The organism is Noviherbaspirillum sp. FW303-A3, assembly GCF_058788695.1.
Genome location: NZ_JBYTAZ010000001.1, coordinates 2,943,063 through 2,965,166, shown reverse-complemented (window position 1 = coordinate 2,965,166; position 22,104 = coordinate 2,943,063). Strand labels below are relative to the sequence as shown.

Annotated in this window: 27 protein-coding genes and 2 tRNA genes; 8 read left to right on the top strand and 21 right to left on the bottom strand. The window is 63.0% G+C overall.

Annotation, left to right across the window (positions count from 1 at the left end; translation table 11 throughout):
* Positions 1–149 precede the first annotated feature (149 nt).
* Positions 150–226: transfer RNA gene (locus AC3WOY_RS14380), tRNA-Arg, on the bottom strand.
* 337 nt (positions 227–563) lie between these two features.
* Here AC3WOY_RS14380 and AC3WOY_RS14375 point away from each other — a divergent pair.
* Complete coding sequence (locus AC3WOY_RS14375; protein WP_492424892.1) at positions 564–1,415, top strand: c-type cytochrome; 852 nt, start codon at positions 564–566, stop codon at positions 1,413–1,415.
* Between the two features lie 57 nt (positions 1,416–1,472).
* On the opposite strand, the gene AC3WOY_RS14370 is transcribed toward AC3WOY_RS14375, so the two are convergent.
* The 5 genes from AC3WOY_RS14370 to AC3WOY_RS14350 all read right to left on the bottom strand — a co-directional run bounded on the left by AC3WOY_RS14370 (position 1,473) and on the right by AC3WOY_RS14350 (position 4,122).
* A complete protein-coding gene (locus tag AC3WOY_RS14370; RefSeq protein ID WP_492424890.1) occupies positions 1,473–2,204 on the bottom strand; it encodes a YiaD family glycine zipper/OmpA-like lipoprotein in 732 nt (243 codons plus the stop codon).
* A gap of 74 nt (positions 2,205–2,278) precedes the next feature.
* Positions 2,279–2,653 (bottom strand): hypothetical protein, encoded by a 375-nt coding sequence (locus tag AC3WOY_RS14365; protein ID WP_492424888.1) that lies wholly within the window; start codon positions 2,651–2,653, stop codon positions 2,279–2,281.
* Positions 2,654–2,661: 8 nt separating this feature from the next.
* The gene (locus AC3WOY_RS14360) at positions 2,662–3,063 is read right to left on the bottom strand and encodes a phage holin family protein (RefSeq protein WP_492424886.1); all 402 of its coding nucleotides are present in this window, start codon (positions 3,061–3,063) and stop codon (positions 2,662–2,664) included.
* The gene (locus tag AC3WOY_RS14355) at positions 3,063–3,365 is read right to left on the bottom strand and encodes an ElaB/YgaM/YqjD family protein (RefSeq protein WP_492424884.1); all 303 of its coding nucleotides are present in this window, start codon (positions 3,363–3,365) and stop codon (positions 3,063–3,065) included. The genes AC3WOY_RS14360 and AC3WOY_RS14355 overlap by 1 nt, the downstream gene beginning before the upstream one ends.
* A gap of 214 nt (positions 3,366–3,579) precedes the next feature.
* A complete protein-coding gene (locus AC3WOY_RS14350) occupies positions 3,580–4,122 on the bottom strand; it encodes a hypothetical protein (RefSeq protein WP_492424882.1) in 543 nt (180 codons plus the stop codon).
* A 137-nt stretch (positions 4,123–4,259) separates the two neighbouring features.
* On the opposite strand from AC3WOY_RS14350, the gene AC3WOY_RS14345 reads away from it, so the two are divergent.
* On the top strand, positions 4,260–4,616 hold the full coding sequence (locus AC3WOY_RS14345; RefSeq protein ID WP_492424880.1) for a hypothetical protein: 357 nt from the start codon (positions 4,260–4,262) through the stop codon (positions 4,614–4,616).
* Between the two features lie 65 nt (positions 4,617–4,681).
* On the opposite strand, the gene AC3WOY_RS14340 is transcribed toward AC3WOY_RS14345, so the two are convergent.
* Together AC3WOY_RS14340 and AC3WOY_RS14335 are read right to left on the bottom strand one after the other, a co-directional pair.
* Positions 4,682–5,314, bottom strand: coding sequence for a hypothetical protein (locus tag AC3WOY_RS14340; RefSeq protein ID WP_492424878.1), 633 nt, complete (start codon positions 5,312–5,314; stop codon positions 4,682–4,684).
* Positions 5,315–5,568: 254 nt separating this feature from the next.
* Positions 5,569–6,063: an energy transducer TonB gene (locus AC3WOY_RS14335; protein WP_492424876.1), complete on the bottom strand. Its 495-nt coding sequence runs from the start codon at positions 6,061–6,063 to the stop codon at positions 5,569–5,571.
* A gap of 132 nt (positions 6,064–6,195) precedes the next feature.
* Here AC3WOY_RS14335 and AC3WOY_RS14330 point away from each other — a divergent pair, with 132 nt between their 5' ends.
* Positions 6,196–6,771: an SRPBCC family protein gene (locus AC3WOY_RS14330; protein WP_492424874.1), complete on the top strand. Its 576-nt coding sequence runs from the start codon at positions 6,196–6,198 to the stop codon at positions 6,769–6,771.
* Here the strand turns inward: AC3WOY_RS14330 and pip are convergent.
* Complete coding sequence (pip, locus tag AC3WOY_RS14325; RefSeq protein ID WP_492424872.1) at positions 6,768–7,727, bottom strand: prolyl aminopeptidase; 960 nt, start codon at positions 7,725–7,727, stop codon at positions 6,768–6,770. The two genes, AC3WOY_RS14330 and pip, sit on opposite strands and share 4 nt — an antisense overlap.
* 118 nt (positions 7,728–7,845) lie before the next feature.
* Here pip and AC3WOY_RS14320 point away from each other — a divergent pair.
* A tRNA-Asp gene (locus AC3WOY_RS14320) sits at positions 7,846–7,922 on the top strand.
* A 71-nt stretch (positions 7,923–7,993) separates the two neighbouring features.
* Here the strand turns inward: AC3WOY_RS14320 and AC3WOY_RS14315 are convergent.
* The 3 genes from AC3WOY_RS14315 to AC3WOY_RS14305 all read right to left on the bottom strand — a co-directional run bounded on the left by AC3WOY_RS14315 (position 7,994) and on the right by AC3WOY_RS14305 (position 10,645).
* Entirely contained in the window at positions 7,994–8,905 is a 912-nt protein-coding gene (locus tag AC3WOY_RS14315) for a recombination-associated protein RdgC (RefSeq protein ID WP_492424870.1), read from the bottom strand.
* A gap of 67 nt (positions 8,906–8,972) precedes the next feature.
* Positions 8,973–9,995, bottom strand: a complete 1,023-nt coding sequence (gene dinB / locus AC3WOY_RS14310; protein ID WP_492429311.1) for a DNA polymerase IV — start codon at positions 9,993–9,995, stop codon at positions 8,973–8,975.
* Positions 9,996–10,174: 179 nt separating this feature from the next.
* Positions 10,175–10,645 carry a hypothetical protein gene (locus AC3WOY_RS14305; protein WP_492424868.1) on the bottom strand — a complete coding sequence of 157 codons (471 nt, stop codon included), beginning with the start codon at positions 10,643–10,645 and terminating at the stop codon, positions 10,175–10,177.
* A 315-nt stretch (positions 10,646–10,960) separates the two neighbouring features.
* On the opposite strand from AC3WOY_RS14305, the gene AC3WOY_RS14300 reads away from it, so the two are divergent.
* The gene (locus AC3WOY_RS14300) at positions 10,961–11,368 is read left to right on the top strand and encodes a hypothetical protein (protein ID WP_492424866.1); all 408 of its coding nucleotides are present in this window, start codon (positions 10,961–10,963) and stop codon (positions 11,366–11,368) included.
* A gap of 13 nt (positions 11,369–11,381) precedes the next feature.
* On the top strand, positions 11,382–12,278 hold the full coding sequence (locus AC3WOY_RS14295; RefSeq protein WP_492424864.1) for an NAD(P)/FAD-dependent oxidoreductase: 897 nt from the start codon (positions 11,382–11,384) through the stop codon (positions 12,276–12,278).
* Positions 12,279–12,282: 4 nt separating this feature from the next.
* Here AC3WOY_RS14295 and AC3WOY_RS14290 read toward each other — a convergent pair whose 3' ends face one another.
* The gene (locus AC3WOY_RS14290) at positions 12,283–12,705 is read right to left on the bottom strand and encodes a hypothetical protein (RefSeq protein ID WP_492424862.1); all 423 of its coding nucleotides are present in this window, start codon (positions 12,703–12,705) and stop codon (positions 12,283–12,285) included.
* A gap of 197 nt (positions 12,706–12,902) precedes the next feature.
* Here AC3WOY_RS14290 and AC3WOY_RS14285 point away from each other — a divergent pair, with 197 nt between their 5' ends.
* Positions 12,903–13,109, top strand: a complete 207-nt coding sequence (locus AC3WOY_RS14285) for a hypothetical protein (protein WP_492424860.1) — start codon at positions 12,903–12,905, stop codon at positions 13,107–13,109.
* Here AC3WOY_RS14285 and AC3WOY_RS14280 read toward each other — a convergent pair.
* Genes AC3WOY_RS14280 through AC3WOY_RS14265 form a run of 4 tightly spaced genes read right to left on the bottom strand, consistent with a single transcriptional unit; the run spans position 13,106 to position 14,762 of the window.
* A complete protein-coding gene (locus tag AC3WOY_RS14280) occupies positions 13,106–13,417 on the bottom strand; it encodes a DUF2288 domain-containing protein (RefSeq protein ID WP_492424858.1) in 312 nt (103 codons plus the stop codon). The genes AC3WOY_RS14285 and AC3WOY_RS14280 overlap by 4 nt on opposite strands.
* A 7-nt stretch (positions 13,418–13,424) precedes the next feature.
* On the bottom strand, positions 13,425–13,634 hold the full coding sequence (locus AC3WOY_RS14275) for a SlyX family protein (RefSeq protein WP_492424856.1): 210 nt from the start codon (positions 13,632–13,634) through the stop codon (positions 13,425–13,427).
* Positions 13,635–13,644: 10 nt separating this feature from the next.
* On the bottom strand, positions 13,645–14,328 hold the full coding sequence (locus AC3WOY_RS14270; protein WP_492424854.1) for an SDR family oxidoreductase: 684 nt from the start codon (positions 14,326–14,328) through the stop codon (positions 13,645–13,647).
* Positions 14,329–14,387: 59 nt separating this feature from the next.
* Positions 14,388–14,762, bottom strand: coding sequence for a hypothetical protein (locus AC3WOY_RS14265; RefSeq protein WP_492424852.1), 375 nt, complete (start codon positions 14,760–14,762; stop codon positions 14,388–14,390).
* Between the two features lie 199 nt (positions 14,763–14,961).
* Here AC3WOY_RS14265 and AC3WOY_RS14260 point away from each other — a divergent pair, with 199 nt between their 5' ends.
* A complete protein-coding gene (locus AC3WOY_RS14260) occupies positions 14,962–15,219 on the top strand; it encodes a hypothetical protein (protein ID WP_492424850.1) in 258 nt (85 codons plus the stop codon).
* On the opposite strand, the gene AC3WOY_RS14255 is transcribed toward AC3WOY_RS14260, so the two are convergent.
* From AC3WOY_RS14255 to AC3WOY_RS14240, 4 genes are all read right to left on the bottom strand, one after another.
* Complete coding sequence (locus AC3WOY_RS14255; RefSeq protein WP_492424848.1) at positions 15,216–16,628, bottom strand: malonyl-CoA decarboxylase; 1,413 nt, start codon at positions 16,626–16,628, stop codon at positions 15,216–15,218. The two genes, AC3WOY_RS14260 and AC3WOY_RS14255, sit on opposite strands and share 4 nt — an antisense overlap.
* Positions 16,629–16,847: 219 nt before the next feature.
* The gene (ltrA, locus tag AC3WOY_RS14250; protein WP_492429309.1) at positions 16,848–18,209 is read right to left on the bottom strand and encodes a group II intron reverse transcriptase/maturase; all 1,362 of its coding nucleotides are present in this window, start codon (positions 18,207–18,209) and stop codon (positions 16,848–16,850) included.
* Positions 18,210–18,640: 431 nt separating this feature from the next.
* The gene (locus tag AC3WOY_RS14245) at positions 18,641–19,651 is read right to left on the bottom strand and encodes a porin (RefSeq protein ID WP_492424846.1); all 1,011 of its coding nucleotides are present in this window, start codon (positions 19,649–19,651) and stop codon (positions 18,641–18,643) included.
* Between the two features lie 393 nt (positions 19,652–20,044).
* The gene (locus tag AC3WOY_RS14240; protein WP_492424844.1) at positions 20,045–22,102 is read right to left on the bottom strand and encodes a UvrD-helicase domain-containing protein; all 2,058 of its coding nucleotides are present in this window, start codon (positions 22,100–22,102) and stop codon (positions 20,045–20,047) included.
* Positions 22,103–22,104: the final 2 nt, after the last annotated feature.

Genomic DNA, 22,104 nt, shown 5'->3' with positions numbered 1-22,104 from the left:
TCTCCTCGGCGCGACTGATATGAGTGTAAACCGGAACAGCACTGCCTGCGGGCAAGATCCGAGGAATGACTCTCGAAATGAGGTCGAGTAGGACGGCGCCGCCCGATAGCAAAACGCGGCACGGGCAACTTGTTGATTCTTGGGGAATTTGGCGCGCCTGACACGATTCGAACGTGCGACCACTGCCTTCGGAGGGCAATACTCTATCCAGCTGAGCTACAGGCGCGTTGGTGGAACTGCTTGCACTGCAAGAGATGTCATTTTACATCTACTGGCCTTCGTGACATCTGCTTTCGAAAGCCGGCACTCCATCCGCTGAGCGGCAGTTGCGCAGAGCCCCAGCCCCAGGCAGCGGCGAAGAGGCATGAAGGATACCGGTTTTCCGTGTGAACGTCCATGCGAAACCGCCGGCCCGCCCTGCGCAGGCGGCCTGTTTCCGTGCCAATCCCCGCACTTTCCGACTATAATTAAGGGTTTTGCGAGGTATTGCGCCGCATCATTGCACGTCCCAGGCACAAGTCACCTCCGCCCACCGATTTTCAAAAAAATGCTTTGAGGGAAAAATGAGCGACGCACACAACCAACACGAAACCGCGATCAAGACGCCGAAGCAGTTGATTGCCGCAGTGGCTGCCGGCTTCCTGGTACCGATCATCTGTATCGTCCTGCTGGTGCAGTACGTAGCCAATGCCGACAAGGTCGGTGCCGGCTCGGACGGCATGAGCTCGGAAGCGGTCGCGACCCGCCTGCGTCCGGTGGCCGACGAAGGCTACACCCTGAAGGACGCGAACGCGCCGAAGCAGCTGCAGGCCGGCGACGCCGTGTACAAGGCTGTCTGCGCCGCCTGCCACGACACCGGCGCTGCCGGTGCACCGAAGACCGGCGACAACGGCGCATGGGCCGCGCGCATCGGCAAGGGCCAGGCAAGCCTGGTGGGCAACGCGCTCAAGGGTCTCAACGCGATGCCGGCCAAGGGCGGCAATCCGGACCTGGATGACGTCGAAGTCGAACGCGCAGTGGTCTTCATGGCCAACAAATCGGGCGGCAGCCTGAAGGAACCGGCAGCGAAGGCTGCTGCTGCAGCCCCGGCGGCCGCTCCGGCAGCCGCTCCGGCTGCACCTGCGCAAGCCGCTGCCCCTGCACCTGCCCCTGCGGCAGCAGGCAAGGCCGACGGCAAGAAAATCTACGATGCCGCTTGCGCCGCATGCCATGGCGCCGGTGTTGCAGGCGCGCCGAAGGTCGGCGACAAGGCGGCATGGGCCCCGCGCATCAAGCAGGGCAACGACACGCTGTACAGCCACGCGATCAAGGGCTTCCAGGGCAAGGCGGGGATGATGCCGCCCAAGGGAGGTTCTTCCGCCTCGGACGATGAAGTCAAGGCAGCGGTCGATTACATGGTGTCCTCTTCCAAGTAATCCGCCTGCACCCAATCAAAAAGCCGACCGCAAGGTCGGCTTTTTTATGCCCGGCCGTTATTGGCCGGAGCTGCGATAGACCGGCTGGCTGGTAACAGGTTGCGGCTGCTGCACCGGCTGCGGCGCCTGCGCGGTGGCCTGCTGTTCCGCCACGAAGATCTCTACGCGGCGGTTGCGTGAGCGGTTGGCTTCGGTGTTGTTGGCGGCAACCGGCTCGTGCGAGCCGCGGCCGTCGATGCTGATGCGGTTGGCCGCGACACCGCGCGATACGAGGTACTCGCGGGTTTCCGCGGCGCGGTTGACGGACAGCGGATTGTTGATCGCATCGCCGCCGGTGCTGTCGGTGTGCCCGATGATGTTCACCGTCGCATAGGGATTCTGGACAAGGCCCTGCGCGAACTTGTCGAGCACCGGGCGGAAGTTCGGCTTGATGTCCGCGCGGTTGGTGTCGAAGGAGATGTCGCTCGGGATGTCGAGCTTCAGCCGGTTGTCGGCAGTCTGCGAGACCTGCACGCCGGTGCCCTGCGTGACCTGCTCCATCTGGCGCTTCTGCTGCTCCATCCGGCTCGACCAGATGTTGCCGGCGACCGCGCCGACCGCGCCGCCGATAGCCGCGCCCGTCGCTGCCCGGCGTCCGCCGCCCGGACCGGTCGCAGCGCCGAGGACTGCGCCAATGCCGGCGCCCACGCCGGCGCCGGTCGCGGTGCCGCGCTGGACTTCATTCATGTTCGCGCAACCGCCGAGCGCGACGATTGCGGCAAGCGTGCCTGCGGTGAGTCGTTTGCGCATGATGCTGTTCCTCTACCAGTGGAAACGGTAGTTGGACACAGCGGGGATAGACGAGTTCGTGCGGTTACAAAACGTTAATCTTGCGTTGCATCATCCGCTGCTTGCGGCTTCGCCTTTTTCCTTCTCGCAACAAGCGCGACGATACCCGCGGCCGCACCGGCAACGGCCGTGCCGCGTACGACGGCCTTGAGCAGGGACTTGCGCTTGGAGAGGGCAGAAATGCCGCCCATGACAATGGGCAGGACAGTTTGCAGGTTCATGCCCGGCAAGCCGGCGATGTTGCCGCCGCGGAAAGCGGCGATCAAAGCAGCGGCGGCTTGGTGCAGTACGCTGCGCGCGAGGGTGTCAGGACGCAGGCTGTCTTCGGCGGCCTGTTTCGCAAGCAGGATCTCCGCGCGATAGACGGCGCCCTGTGCGATGAGTTGTCTCTTGCGGTCTTGGCGGTTCATCCCGGCTCCTACATCAGCGCGTCGCGATCCTTGCGCAGCTCGGCCATGGTGGCGGGCATGGCGAGCTTGTCCTGCGCAAGGAAACCCCGCGCATGGCGCAGGATGCCAATGGCCAGCAGCGTGTAGACGATGGCGACGACCAGCAGGATCTTCCATCCCATCGAGTCCCATGCGAGGACCACGATCAAGGCAGTCCAGCAGCCGAGGGCAAACAGGACGGCGATCATGCCAAGCGCGCCGATGAACAGCAGGCGCGCGAGATTGTCGCGCACTTCGCCGAGCTCCAGCGCGGCCAGCTCTATCCGGCTGATGAGCAGGCCGACCGCATTCCTGGCGATGCCCGCCAGTCCGGCGACGATCCCCGGCCTTTCGCGGCCGGCGCCTTCGTCGCCTGCGTGCTGTTGTTCCATCAGCGACGCGAGATCAGCATGCCGATGACGAGGCCGATGCCGGCGGCGATGCCGACGGCCTTCCACGGATGCTCATGCACGAACTCGTCGGTGGTGTGCGCTGCGGCCTTGCCCTTTTCGACGGCGATGGCTTGCACTTCGTGCGCCTTTTCCATCGCGGTGTCGAGCAGCGCCAGGCCTCTGGCACGCAGTTCGTCCGCCTTCTCGCCGCTGGCGAGGCTGGCCTCGCGCAGCAGGTCCTGTGCATCCTTGACCAGGGTCTTCATGTCGTTGCGTACTGTTTTGATGTTATTTGCCAGCATGGTGTGCTCCCTTGAAGAATAGGCCGAAACGTGTGTCGGCGACGCTGCTTTCCCGCTCTATGAGGGCGAAGATGTTGTCTATTTATCTCAGGTAATGTGCGAAAAGTAAAGTCTCGCCATCAAGCGGCGCGGAGGCCGGCGCCTGCGTCCGGTTCTTCTTGACTCAGATCAGGCACGCATTCGATGGGAACCAGCGTGCGGTACGCCTTTTCCGTCAGGCCTTGTCGCGCAGCTCCGCAATGCCTTCGATGCTGCCGATGCTGATCGTGATCGGCTTGTTGACGAGCGCAGGCTGGGTGGGGCGCCAGGCGAAGAGCCATTCTTTTTCGGCAGCGCGTTGGCGCGGCTTCGAGAAGACATCGCCCAGGGGGCTGGGCACGCCGTAGGATATCGCCGCGTCGATGCCGGCCCAGCTCGGCAGCAGCCGCTGTGCCGCCCGATGGATGCGCTCGCCGAACTGTTCGGCATCGTGGATGACGAGGCAGCAGTCGGCGCCGGCAAGCAGTGCGGGATCCAGGGCGCTGGCGAGGCTCAGCGTGAGAAAGCCCGGCGCGGCGCGCTCGCCGAACGGCAGGATCGGGTTGGCGGCACCCTGGACGGCTGGCGGCTCGAGGCGGAATTCGCCGAACTGCAGCGCGCGTTCCAGTTCCGCGCGGGTGGCGCAACGGTAGAGTTTCGCCGGGCGTTTGAATGCGCTGGCGGGCATGCGGGATGTGGCTGAAGACATGGTGTGAATCGTGAGGAGGGATGTGTTCATTTAAACAGATTCGTGCGGCGGCGACAAACACCGGGGCCTGCAACGAAGGGTTACAGTTTCTTTCAGTCTATTTCGTTGTCCTCCAGTATCATGGGAGGATAGCCGGTATTCCGGAACAATTCGAGACAGGAGTCACCATGCGCACTTTCGTCAATATCGCCGTCCTGCTGCTGGCGTCCGTTTCTGCCGGCGCCCATGCCACCAATGTCAGCCTCAGCGTCGGGGGAGAAGTTGCTCCCGGCGTGTACGGCCGCGTGGACATCGGCAACGCTCCCCCGCCTGTGCTCTACGCGCAGCCGATGATCATTACACGCCCCGCGCGCCCGGTCGCGGTACAGCCGGTCTATATGCACGTGCCGCCCGGACATGCAAAGAACTGGAGCAAGCACTGCCACAAGTACAACGCCTGCGCGCAGCCGGTCTACTTCGTGAAGTCCGCCGAGTACGACCATCCGGGCGGCGGCAAGGGCAAGGGGAAGCACAAGCACGACTGAGTCCGTCTTCCGGACAACAAAAAAGCGGCCTGCGGGCCGCTTTTTCATTGGTGCTGCGCGACAGCTTACTTGCTGGTGCCGGTATCGGTGCTGCCCGTGCTGCCCGAGGCGCTGCCGCCGCCGCTGGTGGCGCCGCTTGCGCCGCCTGCCGCGCTTGGCGAGGACGAACCGGAAGACTTGGCCTTCTTGGCTTTCTTGGTCTTCTTCTTGGCCTTGGGCTTGGTGTCAGCCGTGGCGTCGGTCGCGCCTGCCGCGGACGAGCCGGAGGTTGCGCCGGTAGAACCGCTGCCCGTGGACGAGCTGTCGGTCGCGCTTGGCGAGCTGGACGAACCGGAGGTCGCGCCGGTGGTGGACGGTGACGAGCCCGATGCGCTGCTGCCGGTGCTGCCCGACGCGCCGGAAGACGTGTCCCCGGCGCCGGAGGCGCTCGAGCCCGTGCTGCCGCTCGCGCCCGAGGTACCGGATGCGGACGAACCCGGCTGCGGGGTATTGGACGGCACCGAGCTTGACGTGCCGCTGCCACCTGCCATGCCGGCGTCACTGCCGGTACCTGCGCCTGTTGCGCCTGTCGCGCTCTGCGACTTCACGGTGGACGATGGACTTGTTGCGCTGCTGCTGCCCGACTGCGCCAGGGCAATGGAGGACACGGATGCCACCACGACCAGCGACAGCGAGCGAAGAGTGGTTTTTAACGTCATGAGTTGCTCCTTTTAGAATTGGGATAAAGGCATCACGGATGCAGCAGCTTGGATGCAACGCTTTCATCCTTGTTCAGCGGTTCTCATTCCGCAGCGCGGCAAAAGACGTTAAAGATTTTTCAAGTAACTGAATTTAAAGACTTTTTGACAATGTAAGAATGTGTAACCCCAGAGCGGTCAGAACCGGCTCGAACCATGGAGTTTATTGAGCGGCCGCAACGGCCGAAAGAACAACCGTAAACCGCGCAGATTCCTTATTGGTCCATCTGCGGTTGCGCGATGGTGCGCAGCTGGAAGCGGCCGTCGTTGTTGAAGAGCCAGGTTTCCGACAACTCGAGCTGACCGCGCCGCAGCAGGTGGGAAGCGGGCTTGGGGAACGGAGCGGAATTGCGCAGCGTCGCAAGCGCGGTCGATTCCGTTTCGCTGTCGCGGTTGGAGCGCATGATTTCGCTGCGCACGAGGTTGCCCCGCGCGTCGACCGCATAGCGCAGCACCACCACCGAGCGCAGCAGGGCTTGCGGCCTGCCGGGGTACACCTTGCTCGCATTCACCTGCGAAATGCGCAAGGCAAGGTCGCGCTTGTAGCCGTCCATCGAACTGGCGCTCGATGCCTGCGCCTCCGGCACCTCGGTTTTCCTTTCCGCGCGCGACGGCTTGTCCTGCGTTGGGCTGACAGGCGTTTCCGAAGGGCGGGATGCGCATCCGGCAATGATGCCGGCGGCAAGCAGGATGGCGATGCGGGTTTTCATGGCGGCATTGCAGGCGGGCATGGACTGAATTCAACATAGTTCACACAGGCGGATGCCCGTAAGCAATCTTACGCGGCGTTACAATTTCGCGCCACGCCTTGCAAATCGGTTCATGCCTTCTAAGCTGCACTTATGCAGCAAGCGGTTTTCCTGCTTTTTCTCCTCGTCATTCCTGCCATGCATGCGCAAGAACGTCCCCACCATGATCCGATCCACGCCAATGCCCACCGTGTCGTTCGCAACGGGGAACCGCTCTTTGAAGTAAAGGCCATCGGCGTCGTCCGTGCGACGCCGCAGCAGGCATGGACGGTGCTGACCGATTACGACCGCCTGCCGGAATTCATTCCCGACCTGCTGGCCGTCAAGGTACTGTCGCGCAGCGGGAATACCGTGCGCATCGAACAGCGCAGCAGCGCCGGTTTCCTGTTCGTGTGGCACACCATCCGCATGGAGCTGCATATCGAGGAAAGCCCGTGGACGGGCATCCATGTCGCGCTGGTCGACGGCGACATGCACCGCTACGACACGCACTGGGATATCGAACCGCTGGGCCAAGGCAACGCGGCGCTGACGCGCATCACCTTCAGCGGCGTGATGGAACCGAAATTCCCCGTGCCGCCCCTGTTCGGCTCCGCGATTGTAGAGGCCAACCTGAAGCGCACTGTCGAAGCGGTTGTCGCGGAAATCGAGCGGCGCACCGCGCACTAGAAGCCGCGCGCCGTCTTGAATTTTTCCGTTGCGGCGACAAGTGCTGCGGCGATGCCCGGTTCGTAGCCAGAATGCCCCGCATCGTCGATCACGCGCATGACGGCCTCCGGCCATGCGGCATGCAACCGGAACGCCGAGAGCGGCGGGCAGACGACGTCATAGCGACCCTGCACGATAATCGCCGGCAGGTGGCGGATGCGACCGATATTGCGAACGAGCTGGTCGTCACTGAAGAATCCCTTGTTCAGGAAATAATGCGCCTCAAGGCGTCCGACGCCGATGCTGACCTTGTCGGAGCTGAAATCCGCGATGGCATCCGGGTCCGGACGCAGGAACAGGCAGCGTCCCTCGTACCTGCTCCAGCGCCGTGCCGCCGGCACATACACCGCAGGATCGGCCGAAAACAGCCGCTTCGCGTACGCCTGCAACAGGTCGCCGCGCTCCTGCGGCGGGATATCCGCGACAAACTCGTCGTGCACTTCCGGGAAGAACCAGCGGATGCCATCGAGGAACCAGCCGATCTCCGCCGGCGTGCAGAGGAAGATGCCACGCAACACGAAGCCGGTGCAGCGTTCCGGATGCGCCTGCCCGTACGCGAGCGCGAGCGTCGAGCCCCAGGAGCCGCCGAAGACGAGCCATGTGCGAATACCGAGCATGTCGCGCAGTCGTTCGATATCGTCGATCAGCAGTTGCGTCGTGTTGTTGCGATATTCGCCCAGGGGTGTCGATTTGCCGGCGCCGCGCTGGTCGAACAGCACGATGCGGTAATGCGCCGGGTCGAAGAAGCAGCGGTGCCGTGGCGACAGGCCGCCGCCGGGTCCGCCGTGCAGGAACAGCACGGGTTCGCCGTCCGGATTGCCGCATTCTTCCCAGTACAGCGTGTGGAGCTCGTCCACGGGGAGCATGCCGGTGCGGTAGGGCTCGATCGGGGGAAACAGAGGCAGGTCGTTGATCATGGTGGCATTCATTTTATCCAAGGCCTGTCACATTTTTCCGGCTGGTGTAGCCAGAATCAAAAATTTCCTGTAGACTTCGTGCCCTTCAGACGTGGTGACAAGCGTCGAGCAGTTTCCTGGAGCGGTAGTTCAGTCGGTTAGAATACCGGCCTGTCACGCCGGGGGTCGCGGGTTCGAGTCCCGTCCGCTCCGCCAAAACAAAAAAGACGAACCTTCGGGTTCGTCTTTTTTTTCGCCTGCCCGGTTTGCACCGGGCTGTCATTTCTTCAAGCGGCCTTCTTCTGCTGCTCTTCCCCACCCAGCGCTTCCACCAGCTCGCTGATCATCTTCGCCAGCTCGCCGGTCATCAGCGCGAAATCGGTGTCGAAACGCTCGTCCTCGTTCTGCGTGCTCGAATCGGCATTTTCCTTGAGCACGTCCAGCGGCGCGACGCGCTTGACCGCCAGCGTCTCGGTCAGCACGAAGGAGACGCGGTCGGCCCAGGTCATCGCCAGGCGGGTGCACTGCTTGCCGCCGGCAATGTGGCGGCGCACGTCATCCGGTTCCAGCGTATGGCGCACGTAGCGAACAGTGGCCTTGCCCTCGCCGGTCGAACGCAGTTCGGTGTCCTGGTCGACGGTGAAGCCGGCCGGCGCTTCGTCGGCGACGAGCCAGTCGGTCATTGCGGACAGCGGCGAGCGCTCGGTGCGCAGCAGGGCAAACGGCAGGCTGTCGAGTGACTTGAGCAGCATCTTGAAGACTTCATCGGCCTTGGCCGCGCCGGCGGCATCGATCACCAGCCAGCCGTTGACGGGATCGATCCACACGCGGGTGCTGCGCTGGATGCTGAATGCGCGCGGCAGCAATTCATCGGTGACCTGCTCCTTCAATTCCTTCATCTGCTTGCGGCCGGGCTTGAAGCCCTGCTGCTCTTCCAGCTCGACGGCGCGCGCCTTGGTGACCTGGTTGATCACGGTAGTAGGCAGCAGCTTCTTCTCGGTGCCGAGTTGCAGCAGCATCTGGCGGTTGACGGTGTGCACCAGCATGCCGTTGTCGCGGGGAGAGACCCAGCCCTGGGTCTGCATGTCGAGGCTGGAGCACGGCGCAAAAGTCTGGGGGGCGAGGGCCGCTTCCAGTTGTTCGGACGACAGGGTCCATGGAGCGGTGAGACGATAGATCTGGAGATTCTTGAACCACATGATGCGCGCCTGATAAAAACGGAGGCGCCATTTTACCTGTCGCCATCCTCACCGTCAGTTGCAAATTTCACGCATCGGGCACTGTTGCTTCTTCAACAAACAGGCCGAGCTGATGGAAGTCGTCTTCCTCTTCCAGCCGCACGCCGACGCCAAGCAGGCGCACCGCGCGATCGCCGCGCCGGTGCGCGGTTTCCAGCAGCTTGCGGCAGGCTGCTTCGTCGATCGTGGTGCTCACGCACTCCGCCGTGGTGCGCCGGAAATCGGCAAAGCGGATTTTCACGAACAGCTTGTGGATGTTGCGCTCGGCCTGCGCGCGCCGCACACGCTGGCGCAGGAGTTCGATCAACGGCTCCAGCTCGCGCCTGCAGGCATCGAGGTCGGGCAGGTCGGTGACATAGGTTTCCTCGACGCTGACCGATTTGCGTTCCCGGCTGGGACTGACCTGGCGCCGGTCGACGCCGCGGCACAGTCCGTAAAGGCTGCCGCCGAACTTGCCGAAGTGCTGCTGCAATTGCGGCAGTGTCCACTCCCGCAGGTCGCCGCAGGTAAACGCGCCGAGCTTCTTCAGCTTCATCGCGGTGACCTTGCCGACGCCGAACAGCTTGTCGACCGGCAGTGCAGCGACGAACGCCTCGACTTCATGCGGACGGACCACAAATTGGCCGTTCGGCTTGTTCCAGTCGCTGGCGATCTTGGCCAGGAACTTGTTGGGCGCGATGCCGGCGGAGGCGGTGATGCCGACGGTGTCGAAGATGCGCTGGCGGATTTCCTGCGCGATCAGCGTGGCGCTGTTCTGGAAATGCGGGGAATCGGTGACGTCGAGATAGGCTTCGTCGAGCGACAGCGGTTCGACGAGATCGGTGTAATCGCGGTAGATCGCGAGAATCTGCTTCGATGCAGCGCGGTACTTGTCCATCGCCGGCGGCATCACGATCAGGTCGGGGCAACGCTGCAGTGCCTGCGCCATCGCCATCGCGGAGCGGATGCCGAACTTGCGCGCTTCGTAATTGCAGGTGGCGACCACGCCGCGCTGGTCCGGCCGGCCTCCGACGGCAAGCGGTTTTCCGCGCAGCGAAGGATCGTCACGCATCTCGACGGCGGCGTAAAAACAGTCGCAGTCGCAATGGATGACTTTGCGGATGGGGACGGACACGTTGCGTTACGCCGCGGCGGCAGAGGGAAATTGCGCAGGCCTTCATTGTACTGGCGGAAGGCCGTTCCCGCAGCGTAACGGATGCAGACAGCGCCGCCGTGGCGACGCACAAGAAATCAGCGGCCGGAAGTGCCCATGCCGTCGACATTGCGCTGGACGCCAGGCTCATTGCGCGAAGCCTTGAGCGCGGCATTGGCTTCGCGCTTCTCTTCCTTGTATTCCTGCTTGGCCGCCTTTTTCTTGTCCTTGTAATCGGCCCTGGCCTGTTTGCGCGTTTCGCGCCGTTGCACGTAGGGGTCGACCGATGTACCGGCTCCAGGGGTACTGGTGACGGACGTTGAAGTGGTCGCGCCGGCAGGCGCCGGCGTGGCAGCAGGCGTGGTGGTCGTTACCGTTGCGCCGCTACCGGAGGCAGCAGTACCGCTGCCGGTCGCGCTGGCTCCCGACGTGCTGTCGACAGGCACCGGGGCGGCTACCCCGGCCGCAGGTCCGGTGGTAGGGGTGGAGGGCGCGGTCTGGGCCTGTGCGACACCGGTCAGCGCGACGAGTGCGGAACCGAAAAGAATCTTGTGCAGTGTTGCCATCATCAACTCCTGAAAGAAATGGGACTCGGAGGCGCGCGCACGATCATTGCCGCGCCGCGGAGAAAGCCCGTGATTCCCGGGATGCTGCGGCTTTCGTTACCCGACTGACAAGACGGGAGGGAGGGAAGTTCCGGGATTCGTACCGAGGAGCAAGATTGATACATTTGGAAACCATTCGTCTGCATGGCGCGCGATTATTTGCACTGTCCGGCCAAAAATTACACGCTGCATTTGCCTTTGGCCGACGATGCCCCGGCTGCTCCCAGCGGCACGGATATTGCACCCACGATCTTCCCCTGAATCATGAGGAGCAAGATCATGGCTACCAGCACCCTGGATCCCGACAATACTCCGGAACGCGACCGCCAGCTCGGCAAGGGACACGGCACGGGCTCGCTCGGCCCCAGCGATACGTCAGATACCGGCAGCGATGTGCAGGGCGGACTGCGCTGGGCGCAGGAAGCCGACATCGGCCTGGACAAGGGCACGCATGAAGATCCTGACAGCGGCCGGCGCGATATCGGCACAGGGTCGGATATCGACAGCGATACAGACGCCCTGGGCACGGGCGAGCGCGGCACTGCGGGCCGCGATTCCGATATCGAGATGGGCGCGGATATCGATGTCGATCATATCGACCATCTCGATGCAGACGAGGACATGGACGATGCGGGCCTGCCGCCGCCGCACTCACGTCGTCCGGGACGCCAGCAACAACAGCGATAGCCGGCAACGCGCCATGTCCGTGCCACTCGATTGCATCGTCGTCGGCGCCGGCGCGGCGGGGCTTACCGCAGCGACCTACCTGGCCCGGTTCCGGCGCCGCTTTGTCATCCTCGATGGCGGCACCAGCCGCCTTTTGCTGGTGCCGACGTCGCACAACTATCCCGGCTATGTCGGCGGCGTGCACGGCAAGGACCTGCTGGCGCGCCTGCGCGCCCAGGTGGCGGAATACGGCGTCGACGTGACCGCCGGCTCTGTGGACGCACTCGAGCGGCTGCCGGACGGGAGTTTCCTTGCACACGCCACGACAGGAAGATGGCATGCCCGAACCGCGATCCTTGCCACCGGCGTCGTCGATGTCGAACCGGATTTTCCTGAGGCGAAACAGGCGCTGGCCGCCGGCGTCCTGCGCTACTGCCCCATCTGCGACGGCTTCGAAGCGAGCGGGCGCAAGGTGGCGGTTATCGGGCGCGGCAAGAGCGGCCTCGGCGAGGCCCTGTTCGTGCGCCACTACACGCCGGACATCACGCTGTTGTCCGTGAGAGGTCCGGTCGAACTCGACAGCGAAGAACGATTACGCATCGACCGCGCCGGGTTGCGCATGGTGCACGAGCCGGTCGTCCGCCTGGCCTACGGCGACGACGGATTGCACATGCATTACGAGGGAGGCGCACAGGAACGCTTCGACGTGGTCTACGCCGCGCTCGGGACCATGGTCAATTCCGGCCTCGCCCGTTTGCTCGGCGCCCAAGCCACGGACGAAGGCTGCCTGATCGTCGACGGACACCAGCAAACCTTGGTCGACGGGCTTTATGCGGCGGGAGATATTGTTGCCGGGCTGAACCAGATCACAGTCGCGATGGGGCAGGCGGCGGTTGCCGCAACGGCCATACACAACCGCTTGCGGATGTAGGGGATTACAAGTCGCCTTCCGAGACAAGGAAGTCCGTGACCAGCACTTCCTGGATGCGCTGCGACTGCAGGGTAGCGTTGCCGACTTCACGCACCTTTTCCTGCAGCGCCAGCAATCCTCCGGGGGCGCGCGCGGCCACAGGATCCGCCTCGAGCAGGGCCTTCTGCATGACCTGCTCCAGCATGACCTTGTTCTTCGACGCCCAGGCGGCGTCGGCGGCGCTGGTACGGATGGCGAACGATGCGCGCATGGAGTGGCCGTCGCGGCTGATCGCGACGGGCGGCAGCTTCAGGTAGGTGATCTCGCGATCCTGTTTTTCCTTGTGCTGCATGTACAGCCAGGCGCCGCCGAAACCGACGGCGAGAACGGAGACCACGATCGCAACGACGTTCCGAAGGTTCTTTTCGCGGGCGGCTTTCTTCGCCATGGTGCTGTTTCGCCAAGGAGCGGGGAATATGGGACGCCGCCATTGTACTTCGGCTGCATGGCTGGCCTGCCCAAAAGTAAGTGCGATGTAAGCTTGCGGCAACAGAATGGTGATTTAGGCAATTTTATCCATTGCCTTCCATTCACCGTTCGGCGCCCGCGACGTCTCCACGCTGGGCCAGCGCCAAGGAGCTCGCCATGGGACCGCAGGAAATCATCGATCGCATCGACGAACAAAACCGGCGCCTGCTCTACGCGCGCAGCGACTTCCAGCAACTGACGCACGAGCAGGTATTGCAGCTGATGAATACGGCGGCGATGCGCGGCTTCCGCTTCGGCAGCGACAGCGCGCTGTCGCTGGTGCAGAGCAAGCTGCTGGTGAAGTATCTGAGCGAGACGGCTTAGTGCGTTTTTCCCTGCTGGACCAGGATCCAGGGTTTCACCACCACCGTCCATAACGACACGTCCGCCTCCAGCCAGGCGCTTGCCAGTTCGTCGCTGACCCGGCCGATGCGGTTTTCGGCCATCCACTGCGCGATCGCATCCTTGTCGTCGCTGGCCACGCGATAGGCGACTTCGACCAGGTCGAGGTCGCTGCTCACCGCGATCACCGCGCCGCCGGCAAAAAAGCGTTCCAGTTCCTTCCACGGCAGGCGGGAAGTTTCTCCGTTGATCTTGGCGCGGAGTTCGTCGCCCTTTTCTTCGTTCAACATGGTGTCATCAGTAATGCGGCGGCCTTTCGTTGGCCGGACCGCGTTCGGTCATGGTTTCGCGGACTTCCTTGAGCTGGCGCGCCAGCACGGCGCACAGCGTCTCGAGTTCGTCGATCTTTTTCTGCTGGTGGTAGACCATCTTGTTCAAGGTATCCACCAGGTCCTCGTGGGCGGCAATCTTGAGTTCGATATCGACCAGGCGGTCTTCGGTTGTCATTCTTCTTCCTCTATCTGGCGACCCAGCCGCCGCACACGGGGAAAACCTGTCCCACGAAACAGTTCGCCGCGTCGCTGCACAAATAGGCGGCGAACATCGCATCTTCCTTCTGCGACACCAGCCGTCCGAGCGGCACCTCGCGCTTCAGCCTTTCCTGGAAGGCCGGGTTGGCCTGCACTTCCGGCGGGAAGTAGGTCGGGTTCTCCACGAAATTCTGCGCGATCGCATTGACCTGCACATTGTACGGTGCGGCCTCGACGCCCACGGCCTGGATATACGACACCTGGGCACCGCGCGCGGCGCAGTAGGTCGAGGTGCGCTTGATGCCGCGCAGGGCGGAAGCGCTGCCGACCAGCAGGATCTTGCCGGAGCGGCGCTCCCTCATCTGCGGCAGCACGGCGCGCGCAAAGCGCGGCAGCGGATCGACCATGTGGGCGAATGCTTCGCGCCATTCCTCATCCGTCACTTCATGCGCGCGGGTGGTCGGTGCGGGTATCCCCATGTTCAGCAGCAGGACATCGACACGTCCTGCGGCGTCGATCATCTGTTGCGGCACGGCGGGGTCGTCGAGCGCGCGTTCGTCAGCGATCACTTCCGCGCCGAGCTCGCGCAGGATCTCGCACAACGCGGGCCCCATGAAGTCGGTTGATTGCGTGACGAGCACGCGCTTGCCGGAAAGATCGAGAGCGGACATGCGAATTCCCCCATGTACAGGCGAACGCGTATTGTACGCTTGCGGGATGCCGGCTGCCTTTACAGCGAATACTTCGGCTTGTTCCTCGCCTTGACCATGCATGCCCTAACGAAGTCGCGCTGGTGTTCGGCAGCCAGCCGCGGCTTCTGGAAGACATCCATCGCCGCGGCGATCAGGAATGCCGCGTCTTCCTCGTCCTGCACGAACCAGCGCAAGTGCGGCGGGAAGGCCTGGATGATCTCGATGTCGTCACGGATGCGGCTGAGGAAGTCCGCCTCGGCCATGCCGCTGTCGCGCGCGAGGGCGGCGTTCTTGATGAAGTCTCCGGCTTCGACGCATTCGCTTGCGTCCGGGGCGCGCGCCAGGCACAGGACCGGCAGGATGAGCGCCGCGAGCACCGCCGTCCTTGGCAGCACACGAAGGTTCTTTTGCATATGCCTCCTCCATCGGGTGGTATGGAGTTCGACGCGATGCGCGACGAGAAATTCAGGTGACTGCGGCGAACCGGGTCACTTTCATCTTAGTAACAAAACCGGGAAGTTTCAGGAAAACCTGCAATGCAGGCGAAGACGGGCTGCACTATGATGGACGCATACGCCGTTCATCGGTTTTCACTTCATCAACAGGTGCGCAATGAGATCTACGAAGGCCAGTAATGCGGTCACGCGGCTGAACGCGCGCGATCCGGACCACCGCTATTCGATGGGCATCACGGGCAGCGGGCACTTCTATTTGCTGCGTGCAGCGCCAGGATCGTCGCCGGAGAAAATCGGCGAGGAATACGAACTGGATGAATTCGTGGCGTTCGTGAACAAGACCGGGCCGCAGAAAAAGCAGCGCATCAGCAAGCATGACGCAGCCTTCGAAAAGCAGTTGGTCAACAAGGGTTAGCCCTGCAATAGCGTGCGGATGGCGCGCGAGGCAGCGACGTCTCCCTTCAGCATCAGCTTCTCGTGGTTGCTTTCCAGGTCCGGCTTGCGGTACAGGTAGTTGACCATCATCCCGCCGGACTGCTTCCATCCCTTGTCCGACCTGTCTGCCAGCCAGTTGATGCGCTCCACGCGCGCACCGTTGACCAGGTGGAAGCGCGCCACCGGATCGCGCGGCAGGTTGTCCGACTTGTTCTGCACCAGGTAGCGGGCGCAGGCTTCCAGCATCACCGGCTGGATGGCTGCGGCAAGCGTCGTGTCGGCTTGCCATGCACCGCTGGCGAGGCAGGCGACGACATCGGACTGCCATTTTTCACGCAGCGCAGCATCGCCGGGCACATGCGCCTCGCGCACCCGCGCCAGCAAATGTTCCTGCTTCTTCAGCCATCCCATGAAGCCCGGGACCGGCGACAGCGTCGAGAAGGTCTTCAGCTGAGGAAAATCGCGTGACAGATCATCCACCACACGCTTGATCAGGAAGTTGCCGAAGTTCAGCCCGCGCAGGCCGGGCTGGGTGTTCGAGATCGAATAGAAGATGGCGGTGTTGGCGTGTTCGGGCTGGAGCGGCGGCAAGGATTCGTCGAGCAGCACCTGGATGTTGTCCGACAGCCGGTCCGTCAGGGCGACCTCGACGAAGATCAACGGTTCGTCCGGCATGCGCGGATGGAACAGGCCATAGCAGCGGCGGTCGGAATCGAGCCGGTTGCGCAGGTCGTTCCAGGAGCGAATCTGGTGCACCGCTTCGTACTTGATCAGTTTTTCCAGCAGCGCGGCGGACGAGTTCCAGCTGATGCGCTGAAGCTGCAGGAAGTCGACATCGAACCAGGTACTGAGCAAGGCGTACAGCTCGCTCTCGATGACGCCGAGTTCAGGCGTGTCGTTCAGGTAGCGCAACATGTCGTCGCGCATTTCCACGAGGAAGCGAACGCCATGCGGAATGGCATTGAACTGCGTGAGGATCTTTGAACGCGGCGAGCGCAATGCCTCGCGCAGGGCGACTTCGGCACTGCCGCTGCGGTCGGTGCCCGTCGCCTTCGTCCAATTGTGCAGCGCCGCTTCCACGGCCTCCGGGCGAGGACCGAACTCCAGCGCGAGCAGGCGCAGGAATTCACGCCTGCCGTCGTCGTTGAGTCCGGCATAGATCTGGCCGATCTCCGCCGCGCGCTGCCGCGCCGAGACCACGCCACCGCGCTCGGCTGCGCATTCGGCGAAACGCTGGCGCAGGTTCTTCAGCTCGCCATTCGCCAGGTGCCGCCCGCCGTCCGGCACCTCCGGTTTGCCGAACAATCGTCCCAGCAAATTACGCGCGCCGGACAGGAGGGAGGATTCCCTGGCTTTCGGTTCTGCCTGAACTGGGGATTCGATCAGCATGGCGGCCTTTCCGGATGCGTCAAATGGTATGACGATTGTAAGTCGGCTTGGTTTCACCTGCAGGCCAGGCGCGCTGCCCATTGACTTGCGACAGGCCGGGTGTTGGTTTTTTGCATGGCGGCCCTCAAAAATCGGCATAGGGGCGGTCAGAAGTCTGACCGGTCCCCTGCCACACCACCCGGCGTGCGGGTCCGCACCGGGCGGTTCGGGTAGTTGAGGTTAAGTGAGGCGAGGCATGCCAAGACGGTCGAAGTAGGCAATCGTCAGCACGCTGTGCAAGGCTAACCGACTGTTGTGCCACCAGCGGCGACTATTCCTTGCCACCAACAGAGCAACAGCGGGTTTTGCCCCTATTTTCAACAGTTCCCGATAGGTCGTCGTGCCCCGCTTCCAGTGTTTGAGGTGGATCGCACGCATCCGGTGGCGCATCCACTCCTCCAGCTCGCGCAGGACGCGCGGGGTTTGCGTCAAGCCAAAGTATCCTTTCCATCCCAGCACATAAGAGCGTAGGCCGCCGATCACCTCGCCAATGCTGCGTCCACCAGATCGGCGGGTGAGTTGCCTGATCTTTTGCCGAAACGTCTCCAGTGCCTTCCTCGACACCGCCCGCTTGACCTCGCCTTTCCCGGTCATATAGAGCTCGTAACCCAGAAACTTGCGGCCAAACGCTTTGGCTACCGCACTTTTCGATTCATTGATCTTCAAGTGCAGCTTGTCGTATTGCCGCTTGAGCACTGCCATCACTCGCTCACCGGCCTTCTGGCTGCGCACGTACACGTTGCAGTCATCGGCGTAGCGGGCAAAGCGATGCCCTCTTCGTTCCAGCTCACGATCCACCTCGTCTAGAAGCACATTGGCCAAAAGCGGCGAGAGTGGTCCGCCTTGCGGCGTTCCCTCGCCTCGCTCGACCACCACTGCGCCATCCATGATGCCCGCGTTCAGGTACGCGCGCACCAGCCGGATCACTCCGGCATCATTGACGCGTTTCTTGAGGCGGTCGATCAGAATGTCGTGGTTGACCCGATCAAAGAACTTCGACAGATCAACGTCGACCACAGTGCGGTAGCCTTCCTGCACGTACCGCTGTGCTGCAAGCACGGCATCACGCGCACGCCGGCCGGGCCGAAACCCGTGGCTGTGTTCACTAAACGTGGGATCGATCAGCGGTTGCAGCACCTGCAACAGTGCCTGCTGAATCAACCGGTCGGTCACGGTGGGAATCCCCAACTCGCGTTCGCTTCCGTCCGGCTTCGGAATGCCGACGCGCCGCACCGGCATGGGCCGATACGTACCTTCCATCAGTTGCTGCCTGATAGTCGGCCAAGCTTGCTTCAGGTGCTGTCCAGTCCCAACAAGGTCCAGACCATCGACCCCTGCGGCTCCCTTGTTCGCCTTCACGCGTTTCCACGCGCGCTGCATGTTCTCCCTCGTGAGCGCTTGCGCAAGCAAGTCTCTCCCCGTGCCTTCCATTTCCTGTCGCGGGAGCCGTGTTTCATCGCTGATCGCTTTGGACGGGGCTTCACCCCGCTTTCCCGCGACCCGCCCCGCTGTTGCGGGCATCTGATGCCGTACACGATTCATCGACAAGTTGTTGGACACGCCTACTCGTTCGGCCCTTCGCCGGGAATGCGACTACTACGGCCTCTGCTGACTTCTCGCTCCGATTTTTTTTTCGTCGCCCTTTCAGGCGTAAAGCGAGATCTCCCCAGGTAAGAACGCACTCCTTCACTGCACAACCGCCGGATCTACGCCACTTTGCCTTGATCACAAGAGCTTCGCGGTTTCATGCCCGCTCGCCCTGCTTGGCGGCGCCTTCTATCCGATTCTTGTTCATCGGCTCGCAGTTTCGCTCCACGCTTCCTCTCCACGGTCGGTCCCCCTCCCGCAGTTGCGCTTCGCTTCGTTCGCTGTGATCAACTTGCGACGGGACTTCCACCCGCAAGAGTGCGCCCATGCTGGGCGCACACGAAAAAGGCGCCCCGCAGGGCGCCTTCGATTGTCCGATCAGGAGATCAGAAGCGGTGACGCACGCCGACGTTGAAGACGGACGGGTCGCGGCCTGCAGCGGATGCGCCGTTCAGCGAAGCGGCGGCATCATTGCGGGTGCGAGCGTACGAGGTGTACAGGTTGGTACGCTTGGACAGGTCGTAGGTGTAGCCCAGTGCGATCTGGTCGGCGTCGCGATTGGCGCCGATGTCGTCGCTGCGACGGATCCAGGAAGCCAGGATGCGGCCAGCGCCCAGCGGGGCGCTCACGCCCAGCAGGATGTCGTCGCGGTCAATGGTGGTCGCGCCGGCGGCGGACTCGCCCTTGTTGCGGGCATAGGCGGCGTGCAGCTTGGCGACGCTGAAGTCGAACGTGCCGCCCAGCAGGGTGGTGGTGGAATCGCCGGTGGCGACGCCGGCAGCCTGCAGGTTCTGGTCGTGGTGGGCGACGATCACCGACAGCGGGCCTGCTGCGTAGCCGGCCGACAGGCCGACGCTGCGGCCGATCGAGTTGCTGCCCGCGATTTCACCCAGGCTGTAGGCAACCTGGCCGCTGAAGCCGCCGAAGTTCGGGGTCGAGTAGTTGATGGTGTTGTCGGTGCGGTCGCCGTAGACGTTGAACACGTTGGCGGCATTGCCTGCCAGGCCGAGGCCGAACGGATCCACGCCTTCGACGGCGGAACGGATCGGGTTGTACTGACGGCCGAACTTCAGCGCGCCCATGCTGGAGCTGGACAGGCCGACGAATGCCTGGCGGCCGAACAGGCGGCCACCCTGGCCGAGCGTGCCGTCATCGATGTTGAAGCCGTTTTCCAGCGTGAAGATCGCCGACAGGCCGCCGCCCAGGTCCTCGGTGCCACGGAAGCCGATGCGGCTGCCGGACTGGATGCCGCTGTCGAGGCGGGTCGCGGTGGTCGCGCCATTGTCGAAACGCGTGATGCCGGCGTCGGCGACACCGTAAATGGTCACGTTGGTCTGTGCGGCGGCGGTACCGGCGAAAGCTGCCAGGACGGCGAAGGCGAGAAGCGATTTTTTCATTGTTGATATCCCTAGTGTTGAGCCAAGAAGTTGTTGTACGCACGGCGGGTAACTTCTGCCCGCCGACTGTTGTTTGCGCTGCATTGTGGCATCGGCGCCTGTGCATGCGAACGACTATGTCCTCATATGCACATGCGGCCGCCTCGCATATGGATATGCGGGGCCTGACAGACGAGCAACGGGGTGGATTGTGAAGAGCGCACATGACAGCTTGATGACATGCTGTCATATGTCGCATTTTTGCCAATGCCCCCATGGGGGAAGCAAAAAATGCCCGCGCACCTTTCGGCTGCGGGCCAATGTCAAACCTTGGGGATTAGACAGTAGGGCGCGAGTTTGCGCGAGCAGTGTGACACGGTGATGACATCGGACATCACTTGGGCGGCAAGGGTATCAGGCGGCCCTGGGCTTCGACAGCAGGGCCTTGAGGTTGGCGAGCCTGTCCTGCGGCGTGATCTTTTCTTCTTCCTTCGGCACGGCGTCGCCCTCGTCCAGCTTCATCTCCTTGATGAAGCGCGAGGGTTCGCAATTGACGCTCTCGCGTGCGCGCTTGCGGCGCTTGCACCAGGTGACGTGCAGGCTGCGCTGCGCGCGGGTGATGCCGACATACATCAGGCGGCGCTCTTCCTCGATGCGCGCGGCGAGCGTCTCGATCGGCGCATCGGGATCGCCCTTGTGCGGCAGGATGCCCTCCTCCACGCCGACCAGGAAGACGTGCGGATACTCCAGGCCCTTCGACGCGTGCAGGGTGGACATGCGCACCGCGTCCGGCTCTTCGTCCTTGCCTTCGAGCATGGTCATCAATGCGACCATCTGCGTGAGTTCAAGCAGGCTCTTTTCCTCGTCCGCGCCGTCCCTGCCGCCGGTGCCCTTCTCCTTCAGCCAGGTGACGAACTCCATCGTGTTCTGCCATTTGCTCTGCGCCTGGCGCTCGTCGAAGGTGTCGTACAGGTAGAACTCGTAATTGATCTCCTTCATCATCTCGTCGAGCAGCTCGGCGGCGCTTTCGCCGCGCTTGGAAGCGCGTGCCTCGAGGCCGTTGATGAAGTTGCAGAAATCTCGCAGCGGGCCAAGCTGGCGGTCGGTGAGCTTCGCTTCGATGCCCCCCTTGAACACCGCCTCGAACAGCGAACACTGCCACTGGCCGGCAAAGGAGCCGAGCGCTTCCAGCGTGGCTTGTCCCACGCCGCGCTTGGGTGTGGTCACCGCACGGATGAAGGCAGGATCATCGTCTGCATTTGCGACGAGGCGCAGGTAGGACACGATGTCCTTGATCTCGGCGCGGTCGAAGAAACTCTGCCCGCCGGAGATCGTGTACGGAATGCGTTCCTTGCGCAGTGCCTTCTCGATGATGCGTGCCTGGTGGTTGCCGCGGTAGAGGATGGCGTAGTCGGAAAACTTCGCGCGGCGTTCGAACTTGTGCGCAGAGATCATGATCGCGACCTGTTCGGCTTCATGCTCGTCGTCCTGCATCGCCATCACCTTCACCGGATCGCCAAGGCCGTGTTCAGACCAGAGCTGCTTCTCGAAAAGCTTGGGATTGTTGCCGATGACGGAGTTCGCCGCTTGCAGGATGCGCGTGCTGGAACGGTAGTTCTGCTCCAGCTTGATCACTTTCAGGTCGGGAAAATCGACCTGCAGCTGCTTCAGGTTTTCCAGCGTCGCACCGCGCCAGGCATAGATCGCCTGGTCGTCGTCGCCCACGGCGGTGAACATCGGCTTCTTGCCGAGGCCGGTGACGAGCAGTTTCACCAGTTCGTACTGGCAGGTATTGGTGTCCTGGTATTCGTCCACCAGCAGGTAGCGCAGCTTGCGCTGCCAGCGGTCGCGCACTTCTTCGTTGCTGCGGAACAGTTCGACCGGCAGGCGGATCAGGTCGTCGAAGTCGACCGCCTGGTAGGAATTCAATGTCGCGACATAGCTGCCGTAGATACGCGCCGCCTGCGCCTCGTCTTCGGTAATGGCCTGCTTCAGCGCGGTGTCGGGATCGACCAGCGCGTTCTTCCACAGCGACATCGCGTTCTGGATGCTGCGGATGATCTGCTTGTCGGTGGTGATCGCCAGGTCCTGCACCAGCGAGAAGCAGTCGTCGCTGTCCATGATGGAGAAGCGGTCCTTCAGGCCGAGTTCCTTTGCCTCCTTGCGCAGGATCTGCACGCCGAGCGAGTGGAAGGTGCTGACGGTGATCTGCTTGGCCAGCTTCGGTTCCTTCAGCAGCTTGGCGATGCGCTCCTGCATTTCCAGCGCCGCCTTGTTGGTGAAGGTCACCGCTGCGATGTTGCGCGCTTCGTAACCGCATTGCTCGATCAGGTGGCAGATCTTCGTCGTGATCACGCGCGTCTTGCCGGAACCGGCGCCGGCCAGCACCAGGCAGGGTCCGTCCAGGTAATGGACGGCCTCGCTCTGCGGGCGGTTCATGCCGTGTGCGGCGTGGTGGGGAGCGTGTGACATGC